The 19,427-nt window shown below is 57.3% G+C and carries 15 protein-coding genes; 11 read left to right on the top strand and 4 right to left on the bottom strand.

Features of this window, described 5'->3' with window-relative positions:
• A complete protein-coding gene (locus AC6IZD_RS17865; RefSeq protein WP_497784923.1) occupies window positions 1-480 on the top strand; it encodes a GNAT family N-acetyltransferase in 480 nt (159 codons plus the stop codon).
• A 136-nt stretch (window positions 481-616) separates the two neighbouring features.
• On the opposite strand, the gene AC6IZD_RS17860 is transcribed toward AC6IZD_RS17865, so the two are convergent.
• The 4 genes from AC6IZD_RS17860 to AC6IZD_RS17845 form a co-directional block, all read right to left on the bottom strand.
• Window positions 617-1,906 carry a DUF5666 domain-containing protein gene (locus AC6IZD_RS17860; protein ID WP_497784921.1) on the bottom strand — a complete coding sequence of 430 codons (1,290 nt, stop codon included), beginning with the start codon at window positions 1,904-1,906 and terminating at the stop codon, window positions 617-619.
• Between the two features lie 179 nt (window positions 1,907-2,085).
• Window positions 2,086-3,108 carry a metal-dependent hydrolase gene (locus tag AC6IZD_RS17855; RefSeq protein WP_497784920.1) on the bottom strand — a complete coding sequence of 341 codons (1,023 nt, stop codon included), beginning with the start codon at window positions 3,106-3,108 and terminating at the stop codon, window positions 2,086-2,088.
• Between the two features lie 37 nt (window positions 3,109-3,145).
• Entirely contained in the window at window positions 3,146-4,153 is a 1,008-nt protein-coding gene (locus tag AC6IZD_RS17850) for a diacylglycerol/lipid kinase family protein (protein ID WP_497784919.1), read from the bottom strand.
• A 305-nt stretch (window positions 4,154-4,458) separates the two neighbouring features.
• The gene (locus tag AC6IZD_RS17845) at window positions 4,459-5,265 is read right to left on the bottom strand and encodes a DUF4388 domain-containing protein (protein WP_497784918.1); all 807 of its coding nucleotides are present in this window, start codon (window positions 5,263-5,265) and stop codon (window positions 4,459-4,461) included.
• 367 nt (window positions 5,266-5,632) lie between these two features.
• On the opposite strand from AC6IZD_RS17845, the gene AC6IZD_RS17840 reads away from it, so the two are divergent.
• The 10 genes from AC6IZD_RS17840 (at window position 5,633) to AC6IZD_RS17795 (ending at window position 19,352) form a co-directional block, all read left to right on the top strand.
• Window positions 5,633-6,646: a Gfo/Idh/MocA family protein gene (locus AC6IZD_RS17840; protein ID WP_497784917.1), complete on the top strand. Its 1,014-nt coding sequence runs from the start codon at window positions 5,633-5,635 to the stop codon at window positions 6,644-6,646.
• 162 nt (window positions 6,647-6,808) lie between these two features.
• Complete coding sequence (locus tag AC6IZD_RS17835) at window positions 6,809-7,936, top strand: TonB family protein (RefSeq protein WP_497784916.1); 1,128 nt, start codon at window positions 6,809-6,811, stop codon at window positions 7,934-7,936.
• A 174-nt stretch (window positions 7,937-8,110) separates the two neighbouring features.
• Complete coding sequence (gene miaA / locus AC6IZD_RS17830; RefSeq protein ID WP_497784915.1) at window positions 8,111-9,049, top strand: tRNA (adenosine(37)-N6)-dimethylallyltransferase MiaA; 939 nt, start codon at window positions 8,111-8,113, stop codon at window positions 9,047-9,049.
• Window positions 9,050-9,138: 89 nt separating this feature from the next.
• Entirely contained in the window at window positions 9,139-9,534 is a 396-nt protein-coding gene (locus AC6IZD_RS17825) for an ArsR/SmtB family transcription factor (RefSeq protein ID WP_497784914.1), read from the top strand.
• Window positions 9,535-9,559: 25 nt separating this feature from the next.
• A complete protein-coding gene (gene arsM, locus AC6IZD_RS17820) occupies window positions 9,560-10,378 on the top strand; it encodes an arsenite methyltransferase (RefSeq protein WP_497784913.1) in 819 nt (272 codons plus the stop codon).
• Window positions 10,379-10,525: 147 nt separating this feature from the next.
• Window positions 10,526-11,176, top strand: coding sequence for a hypothetical protein (locus AC6IZD_RS17815; RefSeq protein WP_497784912.1), 651 nt, complete (start codon window positions 10,526-10,528; stop codon window positions 11,174-11,176).
• 84 nt (window positions 11,177-11,260) lie between these two features.
• The gene (locus tag AC6IZD_RS17810; RefSeq protein ID WP_497784911.1) at window positions 11,261-12,373 is read left to right on the top strand and encodes a tetratricopeptide repeat protein; all 1,113 of its coding nucleotides are present in this window, start codon (window positions 11,261-11,263) and stop codon (window positions 12,371-12,373) included.
• Between the two features lie 335 nt (window positions 12,374-12,708).
• Window positions 12,709-16,491, top strand: a complete 3,783-nt coding sequence (locus AC6IZD_RS17805; RefSeq protein ID WP_497784910.1) for an outer membrane beta-barrel protein — start codon at window positions 12,709-12,711, stop codon at window positions 16,489-16,491.
• Window positions 16,492-16,689: 198 nt separating this feature from the next.
• Window positions 16,690-17,940 carry a putative DNA modification/repair radical SAM protein gene (locus tag AC6IZD_RS17800; protein WP_497784909.1) on the top strand — a complete coding sequence of 417 codons (1,251 nt, stop codon included), beginning with the start codon at window positions 16,690-16,692 and terminating at the stop codon, window positions 17,938-17,940.
• The gene (locus AC6IZD_RS17795) at window positions 17,937-19,352 is read left to right on the top strand and encodes a UdgX family uracil-DNA binding protein (protein WP_497784908.1); all 1,416 of its coding nucleotides are present in this window, start codon (window positions 17,937-17,939) and stop codon (window positions 19,350-19,352) included. The genes AC6IZD_RS17800 and AC6IZD_RS17795 overlap by 4 nt, the downstream gene beginning before the upstream one ends.
• Window positions 19,353-19,427: the final 75 nt, after the last annotated feature.

Below are 19,427 nucleotides of genomic sequence, written 5' to 3'. Positions count from 1 at the left end.
ATGCTCGGGATTCGCAAAGCTCGGCGCGAAGATGCGGGAACGATTCTGAAGTTGATTCGCGGGCTCGCTGAGTATGAGCGCGCGCCGGAGATGGCGGTCGCGACGGAAGAGGATTTGCTTCGCGATGGGTTTGGCGCGGAGCCGAAGTTCCAGTGTGTGATCGCGGAGTGGGATGGAGAGCCGGTTGGATTTGCGCTGTACTTCTACAACTATTCGACGTGGAAGGGGCGTCCGGGAATCTACTTGGAAGACCTGTTCGTGTGGCCGGAGCATCGAGGCAAGGGGATCGGCAAGGGGCTGCTACTGCACTTGGCGAAGATCGCGGCGGAAGAGAATTGCGGCAGGTATGAATGGCAAGTACTCGATTGGAATACTCCGGCGATCGAGTTCTACGAGGCGCTGGGGGCGAAGAGAATGAAAGAGTGGCTTCCGATGCGCGTCGAAGGCGAGGCGCTCAAGGAGTTGGCGCAAAAGAGTTAGAGTGTCCGTGATGAATTGGGAAGCTGCCGGTGGGCGGCTTTTCTGTGTTTGCAGTCTCAGACGATTTGTAATCTTAAACAACATGAGACGCGCGTTCCAAGCATGAAGATCGTCGCTGGTCGCATTCGGGAAATATCTAGTTGAAATGGGCAAGACCACGACACTGTTGATCGTGCCAGGTTTCGCCTAGGAATTTATAGAGATACTCGGAGTGGGCAGGTAATGGTGTCTTATCGAGGCCCTTCCGTTTCGTGTCCGTTAACACCCACCACGCGCGAGGAGCTGCGCAAATGTCGTATCCGGCATCGTGCATCAGAGAGAGCGAGACGCGCGAACCCTGCTCCATGATATGCCGCATCATTCTGTCGGACGTGAGACCGGTTGCGAATTGGGAGGCCAGCCCGAGTCCGGGAATGAAAGCCCCTCCAACGCCACCTGCGAGGTTTGTAGCACGCAGTTTGTGGCTAGCTTGCACCAGGTGATACGTCTGCTTCTCCAGTGCACAAGCCATGTTGTCGGCCAGTACGGCGGCAAGTTCGGAATCGTCCTTAAGGCGCTCTACTACTTGGTAGGGAACAAGAATGATGCCATTGGGCCAGACTTTGGCGTCGTGCCACTTTGGTTCATCTACTAACTGGAAGCGGAAGTTGATTTTGGTCTCGTCGGAATCCGGCAGATCACGCTGATACCTGGGAATTAGCTTTGCGCCGATGGCGCTGATTCGCGCCTGCATCGCCTCGTCCTTGTAGGGTGGAATCTTGCGCGGGTCTATGCCGAGAAATGCTTGGGCGGTGGCGCTCTGGTGCTTGTCAGGGTCGACCGCCGCGGGGTCGTGCTCGGTTTTCTTGCGCAAATGACTCTCGCCTTCACTAACGTTGTTCGGGCGGAAGCTCACCTTGTCAGCCACCACCACGCCATCGGTGCGCTGAATGCCGTGGAAGGTGACCCAGACGTTAGTGGTAAATGCGGTATCGGCAGTGAGCGACTCCTCAAAGGCAGGTACAACGCTGGCTGGAATGAGAAGAGCATAGCCATCTGCGCGCACCATATGTTCACCGGGTGCGGGTGAGACAAGCAAGGAATCTACGACAGCACTGCCCTCCACGGTGTGAACTGTCGTCTGCGATAGATTCAGTCGCGTGGCCGAGAAGGCATGTCCTTTGTCGTGACGCTTGCCATAAAGTTCCACAACCTGGCCGACATAGAGCTTCACGTCGGAAGCCGCGATATGAGAACACTCGTCGCCTGTCTTGTTGTAAAACTGCGTTTTTGCGTCGATGTGAATGTGAACACCGTCTACGTCGATCTCGCTGGGTGAAGATATTTGGGTCACGTAGCCCTTGAGAGCGGGGTTGTAGTCACTCTGAGCGAGCAGAGCTGTGGCGGAGAACAGAAGAATAGCCGCGAGAACGATACGATTGCACATTTGCGCAGAAGTTTAGTGGATTTCGGCAGCGCTTTGGAAGAGAGATCTTACCTATGGACGAGCGATCAAAATCGGACCGCAAGAATATTTGGGCAGAGTTGATTGTACCCAGAGCAACAGCCCACATCTGCTAACTGCGGCAGATGTGGGGCACCTAGGAAGTTTTCGCACCGGGGAGGTTACTTCATTTCGGCGGACTGTTGCTGGAGGCGGGAGTCAAGGAGGACGGTGCCTACGAGGACGCGGCGACCTCCGTCGGGGTACATGAAGCGGACGTCTGAGAAGTGGACGACGTAGAAATCCTCTGGGGTGACGTGCTCGGCGTCCATCAGCGGGAAACGTGCCCACTCCATGTAGGCGCGGCCGAGCGGAGTTTGGCGGGCGGCTTGGGTGATGTGCGTCGGTTCGGGTTTGTAGTAGGTTGTGGCGCGGTTGCCGGGATCGACCTCGGGGAGCAGCGAGTTCACGTGCATCGAGACGTAGGCCGTTGGGGTTTCGGCGACTCCGGCCCAGTGGAAGGGATTGATCATGTAGGGGAAAGCCGCGAGCCGCGTGGAGGCTTCGCCGTGGAACTCCGTTGCGTCGAGTGCGGCGAGGGCGCGGCGATGTTCGTAGTCGCGCAGTCCCCAGAGGGCGGCGACGAATAGCAATGCGGCAAAGGCTGCGCCTCGTCCACGTGGTCCACGCTGGCGCGCTCCGATCTCCTGCCCGACGAGGCCGAAGAGCGCGGGCAATGTTAGGGCGGCGATTAGAGCCAGCAGGATGAGCGGTTCGATGATGAAGACGATGTCCCAGGCGTACCACTGGCGGGAAAATGGATAGAGTGGGCGGACTCCGTAGTTGTTTGTGAAATCCAGCAGAAGGTGCGAAAGCGCCGCGATACACGCAAACAGAAATAGCAAGCCCCAGTGGCGCGGTTGGAGCGGTTGCGACGATTTTCGTTTGCGGCGGCGGAGCCAGAGGCGGTCGAGCATCCAGACGAAGCCGACGACGAGGGCCGCTACGAATGGAACGGCGATGAACGTGTGGGTGATGCCGCGATGCTGGATGAATCCGACGGCTGAGCCTTTGAAATAGGCGAGGACGTCGAGATCGGCGGCTTCGGCAGCCAAGGTCATAGTGACGGTGGCTAGCGCTGTTTTGCGGTTGAATCCCGTGCGGGCAAGCACGGCTCCGGTCAGGAAGTGAGTGACAGGTTCCATTCTTTAACGATCAGGGTTGCAACATTCGCGAGGAATGTCAAAGGCGTTGTGCAGATTCGTGAAGGGAGTCTGAGGCTCTCCACTCCGCGGTGACGGGCAAAAGGATGTTGAGTGCGCGGGGCACGATGGAGATACGGGTGGGCACGGAGTCGAGGATTTCGCCATCGGCCTGCACGCGCAGCTTGCCTGCACAGCGCTCGGGCGCGTGGCAGACAACGGACTGGGCAGAGATGAAAGACATCGGCGCATCGCCATTACTGACGTCGAAATCGTGGTAGGCCGCTAGTCCGGTAAGCGCCTGGATCGAGTAGCTTAGAAGGTGGGTGCGTCGGGCTTTTTGCAGCAGCATCAGGCGTAGATCGTGGGAAAGCAGCGAACTCCCGGGACGCCAGTGGCGCAGTGGGCCTCCGAAGGAACGGACGCGCATGGCGACCAGTTCGAGCGTGGTGGTCTGGATGCTGCGGCCATCGGGGGTGGTGATTTCAACGGGGAACGGCACGAAGTCATGGCTGAAAAGCAGGCGCGCGCCGTGCTGGTAATATGCGAGGAATCCTCCCCGCTGCTTGGCTGCGGCGGTGGCGCAGTAGATGAGCTCGGCGTGGACTCCGACGCCAGCGGCGACGGTGAAATATCGCTTATGCGAACCGCTCTCGATTCGTCCGACGGAGATGCACTGGGGACGGTAGCTCAGCAGGCGGGTGGCGGCGCTCTCGGGGCTGGTGGCGAGATCGAGGTCGTGAGCGAGGACGTTTCCGGTGCCGAGCGGGATGGCGCCAAGCGTGGCAGGGGTTTCGGCTACGCCTTGGAGGATGTCGAACACCGTGCCGTCGCCTCCGCAGGCGAAGATGGCGTCGACTCCTGTGTTAATCGCTGCGCGTGCCTGATCACCTCCGGAGCCGCGCGAGGTGGTGGCCTCAAGGCCGGCGTCGACGCCGAAATTTCGGAAGACTTGGGCTATGCGCTCCATGGTTTCGAGGCGTGACCGGTGGTTCCCGCCGGACACGGGATTGAACAGCAGCAGCGCTTTGCGGAACGGGGGCGTCAATGCAGGGTTCTCTCTTGAGGGGAGTATAGCGCAGGGGGTTATGGTGAGTATTGGTTCGGAAAGGTGCCCGGTTGGTGACCTGGGGCGGTGGAATTCAACCGGGTAGGGCCTTTGGCTGCGCCTCAGAGACAAAATCAAAAACAAAACAAGACCAAAGGCAAGAGAAAAGCGACGAAGGCGCTTCGCTCGTCTTTATTAGAACCCACATGCGCTTGCCAAAAGAGGCAAGCGTATATGGGGCACCCGCGGTGCTTTAGTCGCGGTGAATGAGATGCTTGCTCACGTCTGTGAGGCTTTGCTTTGCGTTAGAAGCCGACGGCGGGGGAGAACGGAGCGGGGCAGCTTTGGGCTGATGGACGCTCGGGGGTGTCCGAGTCGAGGTCGCGCTGCGCTTCGTCGAACAAGCGCAAGGCTTCGAGCAGGACGGACTGGGTGCTGTGGGTGATGGTGCGCGGGCACTCGGTGCGCTCGAAGTCCATCATGAAGAGGCCTTCGGCCCAAGCCACCATTTTGTAAACGGCAGGTTCGCCTGTGGCGTCGCCGAGCATGGCGTGCACAAGTTGGCCGTCATGGAACTGCATTTCGCCAATCTGGTTTTGGTGGGTGACAACGAGGCGGCAGGTTTTGCGTCCGATATCGAGCGTCTGCAGCAGATCGACCACGGACATTTGTGCCAGAGTGCCACGGACGCTAGTGGAATCGGCGGCTTCGCGGGTAGCCTTGCCCAGCGAAATGCGATCGATGACGCGCTTGATGCGGGCAATCGCCTCTTCCACGAAGAAAGGCTTTTCGATGAATTCCTCGACCAACGGACTGGACCCGGCGAGCGGGCCAGTGATGTCCGAACGCGAGGCCATGATGATGACCGGCACTCGGGGGAACGAGATACGCAACTTCGCCAGCAACTCGAGACCGCTGAGGCCAGGCATGCGGTAGTCGGAAATAATCAGGTCGGGCGCTCTGTGCTCGGCGCGGCGAAAAGCTTCAGCGGCATTGGCAAACGCCTGGACGGAGGCCAAAGGCGCGATGGCTCCGGTCAACAAGCCCCGGATTACCGGATTGTCGTCCACCAGAAAAACATTGATGCTTTGCGCCATGTGTAAAACGTCCATTCCGAGAATCGGTACCTTCCGCTTTACTATTGAGCCCGTAAACGGCTCATGCACGCTGATTCTTGAGCCTTGATTTGCTGAATCCAAGGCAATCTTCGCACAGGGCCTTAGAGATATCCATGAACTCGAGGTTACCTTGCAGCACCTTGGTATCAGCCGATCTGTCCTAGTGGACACGTCATCGGCGGCAGTCTGGTCGATGTCGTCAGGGTACTGAGACCTATTCTGGCCCGCTCTGGATTGGATTCATCGGCTGCCGATTCGGATTCTCTGGGGTACAAAGGTGGTAAATAGCTGGCAATCTGAGACAAGTCCTGCGTGAGCTCTGCCCTTTCCCCCAGAGGGTAGCTTCTGCGAGAATCGAAGTGTGAACAGCGACAAGTTGCAGGTAGCAGTGGTGGGCGTTGGCTCATTTGGGCGCAACCATGCCCGTGTGTACAAAGACTTGGCCAGCGAAGGCGTGGAACTGGCGGCAGTGGTTGACGCCGACCTCTCGCGGGCACAGACAGTCGCGGCGGAGTTCGGCGGCAGGGCCTTTGGCTCAGTCGGAGAAATGCTGGGTACTTGTCCCGGAGTGAAGGCCGTGAGTGTCGCCGTCCCAACCGTTGCGCATCTTGCAGCCGCGCGCGAGTTGATGGAGCGCGGGGTTGATGTGCTGATCGAAAAGCCGCTGGCTTTTTCGGTGGAACAGGCCGACGCACTTATTGCCTTGGCCAAACAGCATGGACGTGTGGCGCAGGTCGGGCATCTGGAGCGCTTTAACCCCGCAGTTCGGGCGACTTGGGCTCTGCTGACCAAGCCAATGTTCTTTGAAGTGCACCGGCTGAGCGTGTTCACTCCGCGCTCGCTCGATGTGGATGTGGTGATGGATCTGATGATTCACGATCTCGACATCGTGTTGAAGATGGCGAAGTCTCCGGTACGCGAGTTGCGCGCCGTGGGCTTGCCGGTCCTGAGCAGAAATGTGGACATTGCCAATGTGCGCATTGAGTTCGAAACGGGCTGCATCGCCAACTTTACGGCGAGCAGAATCAGCACGGAGCGGGTTCGAAAGCTGAGATTCTTCCAGCCAGCACAATACGTTTCGCTCGACTACTCGCGACGGGATGTCTTCTCGCTGAACGTGAAGCCAACCGAAAACGGAATGCCTGAGATTGTTCCTGTGAAGCCAGAGGTTCAGTCAGAGGAGCCACTACGGGCAGAGCTGAGTAGCTTCTTGAACGCGGTGCGGCGGCGTGGAACTCCCGAGGTGACACTTGAGGACGGTCGAGCCGCTTTGGCCCTGGCAATCGAAATCCAGGAACAGATGGCCATACATAAGAACCGGGCACATCTGGACGAACTGGCCACCGCGCTCATGAGCAAGCAAACGCCGAAGTAAAGAATGGTTACGCAATCGGGGGAACTCTGTTTTCGCCAGACTCGATTGGCGGACCAGTGCGAGAATTGTGCTGACCAAGTAAGTTGATGAGTACGTTGCGCCTGAGCCATCCCCGGAAGTGATCAACTGGGTCGCAGGCGGGCTGCTTCTCATCCAAACGTAGTGAGGTACGAGAAAATCGATTCGGAGAGCCAAAACCAAGTAGCGCAGCCTCCAGCGCCCTCACCCGAGGGTTCGCCGTCCCCGCCAATCGTGCGTACGAGAGGGCAGATCACGGATGAGGCACCGGAGTTCGTTCCGCAGATACTCGCGCAGCTCGAGGACGAGCTGGCGCGTTCGCGCATGCGCGAGGCTTTCTGGATCTCTGTAATCGTACATATCGTCGGCATTCTGCTGATTGTGTTCTCGCCGCAATGGCTGCCTCACTGGGCTCAACCGCACCTGCTTCGTGCGCAGGACCTCACGCTGAACAAGGAACCGACCTTCCTAGCGCTGCCCAACGATCTGCAGAAGCCTCCGCAGAAGGTGCAGAGCGACAAAATCAGCGACAAGAACCGCATCGCCCAGACGACTCATCCCATTGACCGCAAGACAATGGAGCAGCTGAAGGAAACAGCAAGACTGCGCGGAAACCAGACGCCGCCGGGACCTCCAGCGCCGCGTCCGCAGCCGCAGGCAATGCCGCAACAGGCAATGCCTCAGGCAGCGCAGGGTGGGGCACCACGTCCACCACAGCAGCAAGCTCAGCAGTCCGCCAGCAACTTCTCCCAGCCGAGAATTCAGCAGCAGCCGACTCCGATGAATCCATTCACGACGCCGGGCACGGCGGGTGCTGCGATTGCACAGGCAACGAGGAACGCTTCGCGAATGGGTTCGATTCCAAGAGGCGGTGGTGGTACGGGATATGGGCTCGGACCGGCGGATCGCAATGCGAGGCTTGGGCCCTTTGATGTACTCAGCGACACTCAGGGAGTGGACTTCGGTCCTTACCTTTCACGCGTGTTGCAGTCGATCAAGCAGAACTGGTACACCCTCATCCCGGAAGAAGCGCGGGCACCTCTGCTGAAACGTGGCAAAGTGGCAATCCGATTCCTCATAACGCCTACGGGTCGCGTGACAGGAATGTATATCGAACTGCCCTCGGGAGACATTCCGCTGGATCGCGCAGCGTATGGCGGCATCACGGCGTCCGATCCGTTTTCGCCGCTGCCTCACGAGTTCCACGGGCCGTATCTAGCACTGCGTATCACCTTCTTGTACAACCCCAAGTCGGGCGAACTGGAAGAGTAACCCCGCTGCATTCGCGTACAATGAGCGCGTGCCACTTCTTACGCGACAACCTGAAATTCCCTACACAAAAGGACTCTTGATTGTGCTTGGACTCGTTCTGGGCACTGCCGTGATTCGCTTCTTTCCTTTCTTCGCCCACCAGGTTTTCGGCCTGCACTAAATGGTTTCCGAAGCATGAGCACCGATCTCTCTCCCATGATCGTGATTGCCGGACCAACGGCGAGCGGGAAGTCGTCGCTGGCAATTCAGCTCGCTCTGCAGTTTGGCGGCGAGGTGATCAGTTGCGACTCGGTGGCCGTGTATCGCGAGTTCGATATCGGAACGGCGAAGCCTTCGCCAGAAGAGCGCAAGCAGGTTCCGCATCACCTCATAGACGTAGTCGCGCCGGATGCGTACTTCACGGCGGGTGAGTATGCGCGAATGGCACGAGCGACAGCTCGGGAGATCACCGCGCGGGAACGCATTCCGATTGTGTGCGGTGGAACGGGTCTGTACCTTCGGGCGATGCTCGATGGGCTTTTCGAAGGTCCGGAGCGGGATGAGAGTCTCCGCGAGAGATTAAGAAGGCATCGGAAGCCGGATTCTCTCTGGCGACTGTTGCGCAGGATGGATCCAGAGGCGGCCTCGCGAATACATGCGAATGATGTGCCGAAGCTGATACGCGCCATCGAAGTGTGCGCGGCGACAGCCCGCCCAATGAGCGAGTTGCTGCTTGAAGGACGCGACGCCATTCAGGGATACCGCATTCTCCGCATCGTGCTGAATCCCGAGCGGCCGAAGCTCTATGAACGCATTAACCAGCGCTGCGCGGAAATGTTTGAGCGCGGGCTCGTGGAGGAAACTCGCAGGCTGCTCGACCGCTACGGCTCAGACGTGTTCGCGATGCGCTCGCTCGGGTACCGTCAGGCGGCGGAATATCTGCGTGGTAAACGCTCGCTCGAAGAGGCGATCGCTCAAGCCCAGCAGGGACACCGGAACTATGCAAAGCGCCAGCTAACGTGGTTCCGCAAAGAGAGCGAAATGCATTGGATTGAATCCTTCGGGGCAGAAGCTGTCGAGGTCGCGCACGCCATGCTGGGCGAATTCCTAAGCTCCAGCGCTAAAAGATCGTAGAGGTCATCACCAAGCACGTCGATTCTGAGTACAAATACCCTGTCTATACATATTCGCCAACGCATATATGTTGTGCTACTATTGCTCGCATGGCTGAGAAGAAAACAGTGGCGATCATGGAAGATCTGTTCCAGTCACTTTCCGACCGTACCCGCTTGCGCCTTTTGAACCTCATGAGCGATAGCGAAGTGTGCGTTTGCTACTTCGTCGAAATACTTGAGGCCTCCCAGCCGCTAATCTCGCGACACTTGGCGTATTTGCGAAAGCGGGGACTGGTCGAAGCGCGCCGCAGCGGTAAGTGGATGCATTATCGGCTCGCGACCCCAAAAGATTCGTTTGCGCGGCAGGTGTTGAACGACACCTTGAGCTGGCTGGCGAGCGATAAAGAGATGCAGCGCGATCGTGAACGTCTGTCATTGGCATGCTGCGCACCGCAGAAGTTCGTGAAATTACAGGGAGCACCTAGCCCAACGCTGAACCAGTAGTCGAAAGCACTCATAGGAGATGGAGATGAAACAAGAGAAAATTACCGCGGCAGTTCAAGAACACTATGCGGCTGTTGCGCGTGGCGAGGCATCGGGATGTGGCGCGCCGGTTGAGGATGTCGCCCGGTCGATTGGCTATAGCGACGCAGAACTGGCCATCGCCGGAGACGCCAACCTTGGCCTCGGCTGCGGGAATCCTCTTGCCCTGACGGAGATCAAGCAAGGCATGACGGTGCTCGATCTGGGATCGGGCGCCGGGTTCGACTCTTTTCTGGCATGGGTTCGGGTGGGTCCGACGGGGCATGTGATTGGCGTCGACATGACCGACGACATGTTGAGCCGTGCCCGTGAGAACGCCGCAAAGCGGGGGGCGACAAACGTTAAATTCCGCAAAGGGTTCATCGAAGATCTGCCGGTCGAAAGCAAATCGGTGGACTACGTCATAAGCAACTGCGTCATCAATCTTTCGGCCGACAAGCCCGCGGTGTTCCGTGAGATCGCTCGCGTATTGAAGCCGGGTGGACACTTTGCCGTGAGCGACATAGTGTTACTCAAGCCTCTGCCTGAGGAACTCGTGCGCGACGTTAGTGCGTATGTCGGCTGCATTTCTGGCGCAAGCCTGATGACCGACTACCTGAGCACCGCGCTTTCAGCCGGACTGCGCAGCCTGAGCATTCCCCAGATTGCGTTTGGCGAAGACCTGATCAAGGTTCTGGCGCCTGAAGCAAGTTGCAGCGGCAACTTATGTTGCTGCGGAAGTGCGACTTCTCTGAAAACGCCCAACGAAACCATTCGCGAAGCTGCGTCGTCGGTGGCGTCGATCAAACTGCACGGAAGAAAGTAAAAGCAGGACTAGCTCAGCGCTAAACGGACAAGGGCTGCTGCTCAATCGGCAGCCCTTGTCTGTTGTTCCCGAATATCTTCGGTTCCAAAACCCTATCCTCGGCCAATGATGTCAGGTACATTGGGACTTAGCGAAAGGGATAACGTGTTGAAGAGGGAAACTGCTGGTCGGCGAGTCTTCGCCGAGGATCGCTTACGCCTGAATAATGTGATACTCGCGGGAATTCTGGTTCTGGGGACTTTGCTGCTCTACAATCCCGTGGTTCGCTTTCCGTTCGTCAACTTCGACGACCCGATGTATGTAACACAGAATTCCCATGTCGTGACCGGGTTTACATTTGACAATCTCCGCTGGGCATTTCACACGTTTGAGATGGGCCACTGGCATCCCTTGACTTGGATTTCGCACATGCTGGATTGCCAATTCTTCGGCCTGAATCCTGCAGGGCATCATTATTCAAACCTCCTGATACACGCGGCGAATGTGCTGCTCGTCTTCATGTTGCTGGCGTCAGTTACCGGTGCGCGATGGCGAAGTTTCCTTGTGGCCACGCTGTTTGCAGCTCATCCGCTAAATGTGGAAGTTGTGGCATGGGTAGCCGACCGAAAGACCGTGCTCAGCGCGTTCCTTTCGTTGCTGATGTTCGGGGCATACGCCTGGTATGCGAAAGAGACCAAGTGGTCGAGGTATGCGGTTGTAGTCGGAAGTTTCGTGCTGGCCCTCGCGGCAAAGTCGATGGCCGTCACGATGCCTTTGGCCTTGCTGATTGCGGATTACTGGCCACTTCGACGGTTCTAGCAAGTGCCGGGAGAAAGCAAGACACGACGAGAAATTGCGACAAGGCTTGTATTAGAGAAAGTTCCGCTACTGTTCCTGAGCGCGATGGATTCCTACGTCTCGGTGCTGGCGCAGAAGTCAACAGAGACGTTGAACACGGCCCAGCCTTTCTCGGATCATCTGAAGAACGCAGCTGTGGGATACACGGCTTATCTGGCAAAGGCCGTGTGGCCTAGCGATTTGGCTATTTTCTATCCGCTGGTTCCGCATATCTCTTGGGTAATGGCGATAGGCTCTCTCCTGGTGCTTGCCGCTATTTCGGTCGCAGCCTACGTGTTCCGAGAGAAGAAGTACTTTGCTGCTGGATGGCTGTTCTTCCTGCTTAGCCTGGTTCCGGTCATAGGAATCGTGCAGGTCGGGGGACAAGCGATGGCCGACCGTTATGCCTACACTCCGCTGATTGGCATTTACATAGTTGTCGTGTGGGGCGCGTCGGAGTTATTGAAAACTCGGTTCGTTCCCTCGTACGTGCTTCCTATGGCCGTTCTTTTGATCGTCGCTGCACTCACTGTGACGACGCGGGTGACTCTGACACACTGGCAATCGGGAATCGCGCTGTTCACGCAGGCGGAGAAAGTTGCTCGGGTACCGGATACTTCGATCGAAACCGACCTAGGTATTGCTTATGCGGATGCGGGACAGGCCGATGAGGCATTGAAACATCTCCAACTGGCAAAGGACTCGTCTCCCCGTCACTCGTCGCTTGCGCTTGGGACATTCCTGATACAGCACGGGCAGGTGAGAGAGAGCATCCCCGAACTGGAAGCCGTGATCCGATACTCCGAGTCGGCAGTCGCGCGGGAGTCCGCCTATAACAATCTGGCCACCGCACACCTGATTCTCGGAGAGTATCTGGAGGCAGAAAACGGTTTTACGGCTGCGCTGAAGTTAAACCCTGCGCGCCGCAACTCACTATTTGGCCGCGGAGAGGCGTTCTATTACGAAGCCAAGTTTGATGACGCTGCGCGAGACTTCATTCATGCACTGCAGCTCGGGCCGAATTCGCAACTGTATTTATGGTTGGGCAAAGCGTTGGAGGGTGGCCACCGGTATGACGAAGCCGTAGCCGCCTACGCCAGCGCAGGAGTTGACCCGGCGCTCGCCTCCGAGGCTCAGTCTCGAATTGCGGCATTGCGCAATGGAGTGCCGAAGCGATAGTTGGCGCTGCGCACAATTTTGCTAGAAGTTTCCTCAGAGCGGGTCGGCTTGCAAGTCTGAGCGGATCTCGAATCCCAGGCGCGAGCCCGCGTGCGCTCGGATGCTACATGCGCAGTCGTTTCGAAGATAAAAATAGGCGTGTCACATTGTTAATCATTCTTATCTAAGTTGCTCATTGCACAAGAATTTTTCCTGATAAATGCCGCGATTTTTCTGTAAGGCACCTTAAATTGCAAAGACACTCCGCCTATAACAAGATCGCTTAGCCTCCCCGTAGTCGAGCTAGTCGGCATGATCCGGCAGCCGTGGGGACGCGGTTTGTTGGGAGGGCAGGAATGAGACGCAATTGTAACGAAGCTTTTGATCGCGGCGACCGCTCGTTCAGGAGACGGTGGCTTCCCGCATTGTTCATATGTCTCGTTGCATTATGTCTGTGCGGCGTGGCGATCGGACAGGTAGGAGCAGGCAGCCTGAGCGGAATGGTTCAGGATCCGAGTTCTGCTGTCGTGTCCGGTGCGGCTGTGACCTTAACTAATACTCAGAATGGTGTCGAACGCGCGGCTACCACCACCAGCTCTGGGGCGTTCTATTTTGCCGCAGTTCCGAGCGGTGACTACCGGCTCACAATCAAGATGCCGGGCTTCCGCGACTTGGTCCGGCAGAATATTCATGTGAACCCGGGTGATAGCCTGGCGCTTCAGGAACTCAAGATGACGTTGGCCTCCACCGCCGAGTCTGTTTCAGTCGAAGGCGCCGTGGGCACGATCCCGCTCGACAGTGGCCAGCTTGCTTCTACTATTTCCTCAACAGATGTTGATCGCCTCTCGGTTGTGGGACGAGACGCGACGGAACTTCAGAAAATCCTTCCGGGATTTGCAATCCGCAGCACTGATAACACCAATACCGCGGCCGATTTCTCGCAGGTCAACATCGGCATGGGGAACGCTTATATTTCGAATGGCGCTCCCGTGGCTGGCACGACCCTAAAGCTCGATGGCGCCAACCTGACCGATTCCGGCAACATGGGCGCCAATCTGCAGAACATCAATGTGGCGTTCGTAAGCGAAGTTCAGGTGCAGACCTCGAATTTCGGTGTTGATCAGTCGAATGGACCGGTGGTGATTACGGGCGTCACGAAGCCGGGAACGCAGGCGTACCATGGCTCGCTCTACACCTACGCAAGAACCAGCGCGCTGAACTCGAATGATTCGCTGGCAAAGTACAACAAGATTGACCGCCCCGACGATCGCTACATCTACCCCGGCTTCACGCTCAGTGGTCCGGTTCCCGGCACCAAGAAGTTGACGTTCTTCACTGGCGCCGAGTTCGATGCGCAGAAGAGTGTGTACGCTTACGGCGGCGCGAGCAGCGCTATCGTCAATGCGCTGGTCCCGACCAAGGACATGCGCAAGGGCGATTTCAGCACTAATGCACTGAAGGCTTACTTGGGCAATACGATTTGGAATGATCCTAATCGGCTTGCGACCTATGCTCAGATTTCGCCGACGCCTACCGTGGGTGACAAGGGCGGCACGCTGACAAATGGCAACATCTCGGCGTTCCTCGATCCGGGTGCGATGGCATTGGTCAACAACACCCTGCCTCTGCCGAATCTTCCGGAGACCAACGCAGACGGATACAACTATCAGGTGCTGAACCTGGTGGATAACAATATCTTCCAGACGACTAGCCGCCTGGACTACAACATCAATCCCAACAACCTGGTTTTCTTCCGCTACAGTTTTGAACATGGCCTGCAAGGACAGCCGCAGGTGCCTTACTACGCTCCGCAGAGCATCATGGGTGCAGTCAATACACCGGGTGGCGGATTGCTAAACCGGATCAATGTGCACAGCGCTTCGGCGAATTACGTAAAGGTCTTCTCGCCGACGCTGACCAATGAATTGACGGCGACCCTCACCTACTTCACGCAGCAGTTCGAGCCGAAGAATCAGAAGGCACTGCTAAAATCCACGATCAACTATCCGTACAACGGTGTATTTGACAACGGAAGCCAGCAGTATCCGCAGTTGGGAACCTACACACCTTATGGTGGCCTGCCGCTCGGCTTGTGGCCGGACTTCACTACTGGTGGACTGTTCCTGCACAAGTATCAGCCAGCGGTCAGCGACAACCTGAGCAAGGTTGTGGGCAAGCATGGGCTGAAGTTCGGCATCTTCGGACAGCGCGTGGCCAACAATCAGGCGAACCAGAGCCAGGCCAACGGCATTATCCAGAACTACTGGTTTGGCGCTGCTGGAAACGAGCTACACAGCTACAACGGATACTATCCGGACGGAACCCCTGCGTTCGATCCCACTCCGCACTTCAATAGCGGCAACTCACTTGCTAACTTCTTCGAAGGCCAGATTCAGGACTACCACCAGGCCTCATTTACTCCTCGCACCAATATCTACTTCTGGAATATTGAAGGCTACGCGCAGGATGCGTGGCGGCTCAGTCCCAGTGTTGTCGTTACCTACGGTCTCCGTGTGGCCCATCTTGGACCCTGGACCGACTCGCATGGGCTTGGTGCTGCTGTGTGGCAGCCGAACCTGATTGGAACCTCAATGAACGCGACGACCAATCCATTCCCAGGGTTCCAGTGGCACGGCATCAATCCCGCGATTCCGAATTCAGGCACAGGTTCTTCAGGAGCTTACTTCGAACCCCGCGTCGGTGTTGCGTGGGACGTGTTCAAGAATGGCAAGACGGTGGTTCGTGGTGGATATGGCGCTTACCGCTTCCACGACTCGGCTGATGATGTAATCGGCGCATTCCAAACAGCAAGCGGACTGCGCAAGGCTGACCTCCAAGGCTTCAGTGGCAACACGCTGGCGGGTGTCAGCACGGTACATCAGGATCCGGCGACCTACGGCAATGCCGGGGGTACGCAGACCTCGTTGCCGATTTCCTCCGTCTCCGGACTTCTTGCGAGCGATCACAAGACGCCCGTTACTAACAATTACAGCTTGAGCATCACCCAGCAGTTGAACCGGACCACCTTCCTGCAATTCTCTTATGCAGGGAACAACAGCAACTCGATGATGAATAACGGAACCACACAGGCTGTCGTTCTTAACAACCTGAACGCTGTTCCAATCGGGTACCTGTTCTCGTCGGCAGCGGCGACCAAGATCAATGCTGCAACCGCGTCATGGATGCCACGGCCATGCAATCCTGAAGGCTGCACGCCTTACCAGGCTGCGCAGTTGAATAACACTCAGGATTGGGCGGGCGAGCCGAGTGTGCAGGCTGCAAGACCGTATCCGCAATACGGCAGCATCATCGTGCCGCAGCACAACACATACGCTAACTACAATGGCTTCCAGGCTCTGTTGGTGAAGCAGACCGGACACCTTACCTACAACATTAATTACACGTGGTCTAAGTCGCTGGGCGTTTTGGGTTCCGCGGCTGACTTCAACTACACCGCTCCGGTTGATCCTTTCCACATCAGGAACAACTACGGGCCGATGAACTTTGACCGCAGCCACATCCTCAACCTGTCGTACTCGTACCAGTTCGGCAAAGTCACTCCGCAGCGCTCGCTCGGGTTGATTGCGAACGACTGGATGGTTTCGGGAATCACGACAGTTGAAAGTGGCGGCAACATGCAGACTGGAGTCAGCTTCTCGCCGAACTTCTACCTGCAGGGCACGATCAATCAGGCCGATGGTCAGAACTACTCGATCAGCAGCCAATCCATTCTCGGAACACCAGATGTTAGCCTGCAGCCTGTCCTAACGTGCAATCCGCGCTCGGGGCTCGCGAAGAACCAGTTCGTCAATGGCGCATGCTTCGGGCTTCCGACGGTTGGAACCAACGGTCCGTACATCATGCCTTACATGCACGGCCCAGCGTACTTCAACAGCGACCTCAGTCTGGAGAAGGCATTCTCTCTCGGAAATGAATACAAGTTGCGTTTCCGCTATGCGGCCTTCAACTTCCTGAATCACCCGCTGCACAGCTTTGGTACTCCGTACCCGAACCAGACGACACTCGTTATGTCGGGCACGTCACCTTCAACTGCAAGAAGCACAAACTCAAACTTCGGATATGCTCCACTGTCGGTAGGACGCCGCCTCTCGGAGATTTCGCTGAAATTCGAGTTCTAACCACGTACCTAGATGCTCCTCCAAGTCCCCGTCGCTCTATGGCGGGGACTTTCTTATGTTTTTCTGTTGGTTACCGATTGGTACATTCGTGTGCGGGAAGACCTCGGTGAGGGCTAGCACTCAAAGCTTTTGACCTCACGGATAAGCTTGGCTAATTTGTATGTTTTCGCTTTCTGTTCTCTTGTTACAATCTGATCAATGGAGCTGGAGACCAAGCTTCGCATACTGTCTGACTCGGCAAAGTATGACGCTTCGTGTGCGAGCAGCGGCTCGCGCCGCAGCGCCGAGCTCGGAGCTCTCGGCAACACCGCTGCGTGCGGTGTGTGTCACAGCTACACTCCGGACGGTCGCTGTGTCTCGTTGCTGAAGATTCTGCTGACGAACTACTGCATTTACGACTGCGTGTTCTGCGTGAACAGGTCATCGAGCGACATCCCCCGCGCACGGTTCACTCCGGCGGAGGTTGCGCAGCTCACCATCGACTTCTTCAAACGCAATTACATCGAAGGACTCTTTCTGAGTTCCGGCATCATTCAGTCGCCCGACTACACAATGGAGCAGCTCGTCGAAGTTGCACGCACACTGCGCGTGGAGCACCGATTCAATGGCTATATTCATCTGAAGACGATTCCTGGCTGTTCGCCGGAGCTGCTACGTCAGGCGGCGAGCTATGCCGACCGCCTCAGCGCAAACATTGAGCTACCAACCCAGACCGACCTCGACAAACTCGCTCCAGAGAAAAACGGTGCAGTGATCGAGGATGCGATGGGGCGGGTGAAAACGGAGATCGTGTCATCCAAGGAGGAGCGCTCGAAGCGGAAATCGGCTCCTGCTCTGGCTCCCGCAGGCCAAAGCACGCAGATGGTCATTGGCGCCACTCCAAGCACCGACTCGCAGATTCTGGCCAAGTCATCGCATTTGTACTCGGCTTACAAACTGAGACGGGTTTACTACTCGGCGTTCAGTCCATTTCCAAAAGCTGATGCAAGGCTCCCGATCGCGGCGCCACCACTGGTGCGAGAGCATCGTCTGTACGAGGCCGACTGGCTGATGCGTTATTATGGCTTTCAAGCCGACGAACTTACTACGGCAGACCAGCCCAACTTGGATTCGAAGGTCGATCCGAAGCATGCTTGGGCCCTGCGGCATCGCGAGTTCTTTCCCTTGGATGTGAACCGAGCCACGCGCGAGCAATTACTTCGCGTTCCCGGCATAGGCTACCGCAACGCGCTGCGTATACTGTCGATTCGCCGCTATCATCGGCTCTCGCTCGACGATCTCCGCAAGCTGCGAATCTCGCTGCGTCGCGCGAAGCCATTCATCATCACCACTGATCACAGTCCCTCAGTCGTGCTACTGGACTCTAGCCGTTTGCAGTCGGCGACGGCCGCCCCTGAGCAGCTCGCTTTGTTTGACGCCGCCAATGCCGCAGTCGTGGGTGAACTGTGATCCACGTCGCGGTGGAGGCGGATTTTGACAGCTTTCGACAACGCTGTCGCGAGCTGCTCGCCGCCAATGTCGCGCCTCATGATGTTGCGTGGTCCGACGCCGATTGTGAGCAGTTGTCTCTCTTGCCTGCTGCGGCGGTAGGGGAATCTGAAGACAAGCTGAGGGTTCCACGGAAGTATTTCGATCTCGCGCGGCTTGTTTGTTGCCACACGGATCCGGCGCGGTGGCACCTGCTGTACAGCGTTCTGTGGAGAATCGTTCACGGTGAGCGCAATCTACTGGCAGTACAGGTTGAGCCAGACGTTCTACGTCTGAATCGAATGCGGCAGGAGGTTGCACGAGACATTCATCACATGCACTCCTTCGTGCGCTTCCGGCGAATGGAGCGCGATGGGGAAGAATGGTTTGTGGCGTGGTATCGGCCGGATTACCGAATTATTCGCGTTGCGGCACCATTCTTCGAACGGCGTTTTGCGGCAATGCGCTGGAGCATCCTTACGCCGCACGGCTCGGCGAACTGGGATGGCGTGCGGCTGTCCTATTCACCTGGAGTAGCTTTGCCGCGTGCCCCGCAAAGCGATCAACTCGAGTCGCTCTGGTCCACCTACTACCGAACGACATTTAACCCGGCGCGGATGAATCTCGACCTGATGCGGCAGGAGATGCCGTCCCGCTTCTGGAATCATCTTCCCGAGCTGCAGAATTTACCCGAAGTGCTGGCCGATGTTCCGGCTCGGCTGGCGACGATGCGGCGTCAGCAGGCAACTTCGGCGCACCCTCTTGTCCCACACAGCCGCGATCTCAACGTGCTGCGCGAGGCGGCAAGCGCGTGTACTGCGTGCCCGCTGCATTGCGAAGCAACACAAACGGTCTTTGGCGAAGGTGCAGCCAACGCTCGCGTCGTGCTTATAGGCGAGCAGCCTGGGGATGTTGAGGATCAAGAAGGACGCCCGTTCGTCGGACCTGCAGGCGAGGTACTGGACCGTGCTATGGCTGAGGCTGGAATTCCGCGCGGTGACGTTTACATGACGAACGCGGTGAAGCACTTCAAGTTTATTCGGCAGGGCAAGAAACGCATTCACCAGACTCCGCGCATGTCAGAGATCGTAGCGTGCCGACCTTGGCTTGAATCCGAGCTGCAATCGATCCAGCCACGAGCAATCGTGCTGCTGGGTACGACGGCTGCCAAGTCTCTACTTGGCAACAGTGTTCGAATCACTCGCGATGCGGGCAAAGTGGTGCAGACGCCCTATGCCAAGCACACGGTGATCAGCGTGCATCCCAGTTTCGTGCTCAGAAGTGCCGACGAAGAGCAATCGCGTGCGGTCTACGACAGACTCGTCTCGGATCTGGCCAGCGTAAGGCAATTCGTCCGCGAGCAAGCGGATAAAGAAGCAAATCCTGCAATCTAAAGTCTCCCACCTAGTAGAAGTGATAGGATTCTCGTCTTCATGCATTTGACCCAACCAGATGGAACCTGCTGTGTG

The organism is Koromonas humicola (assembly GCF_059726255.1).
Note: the sequence above shows the minus strand (reverse complement) of the source record. Positions and strands in the feature narration are given on the sequence as shown.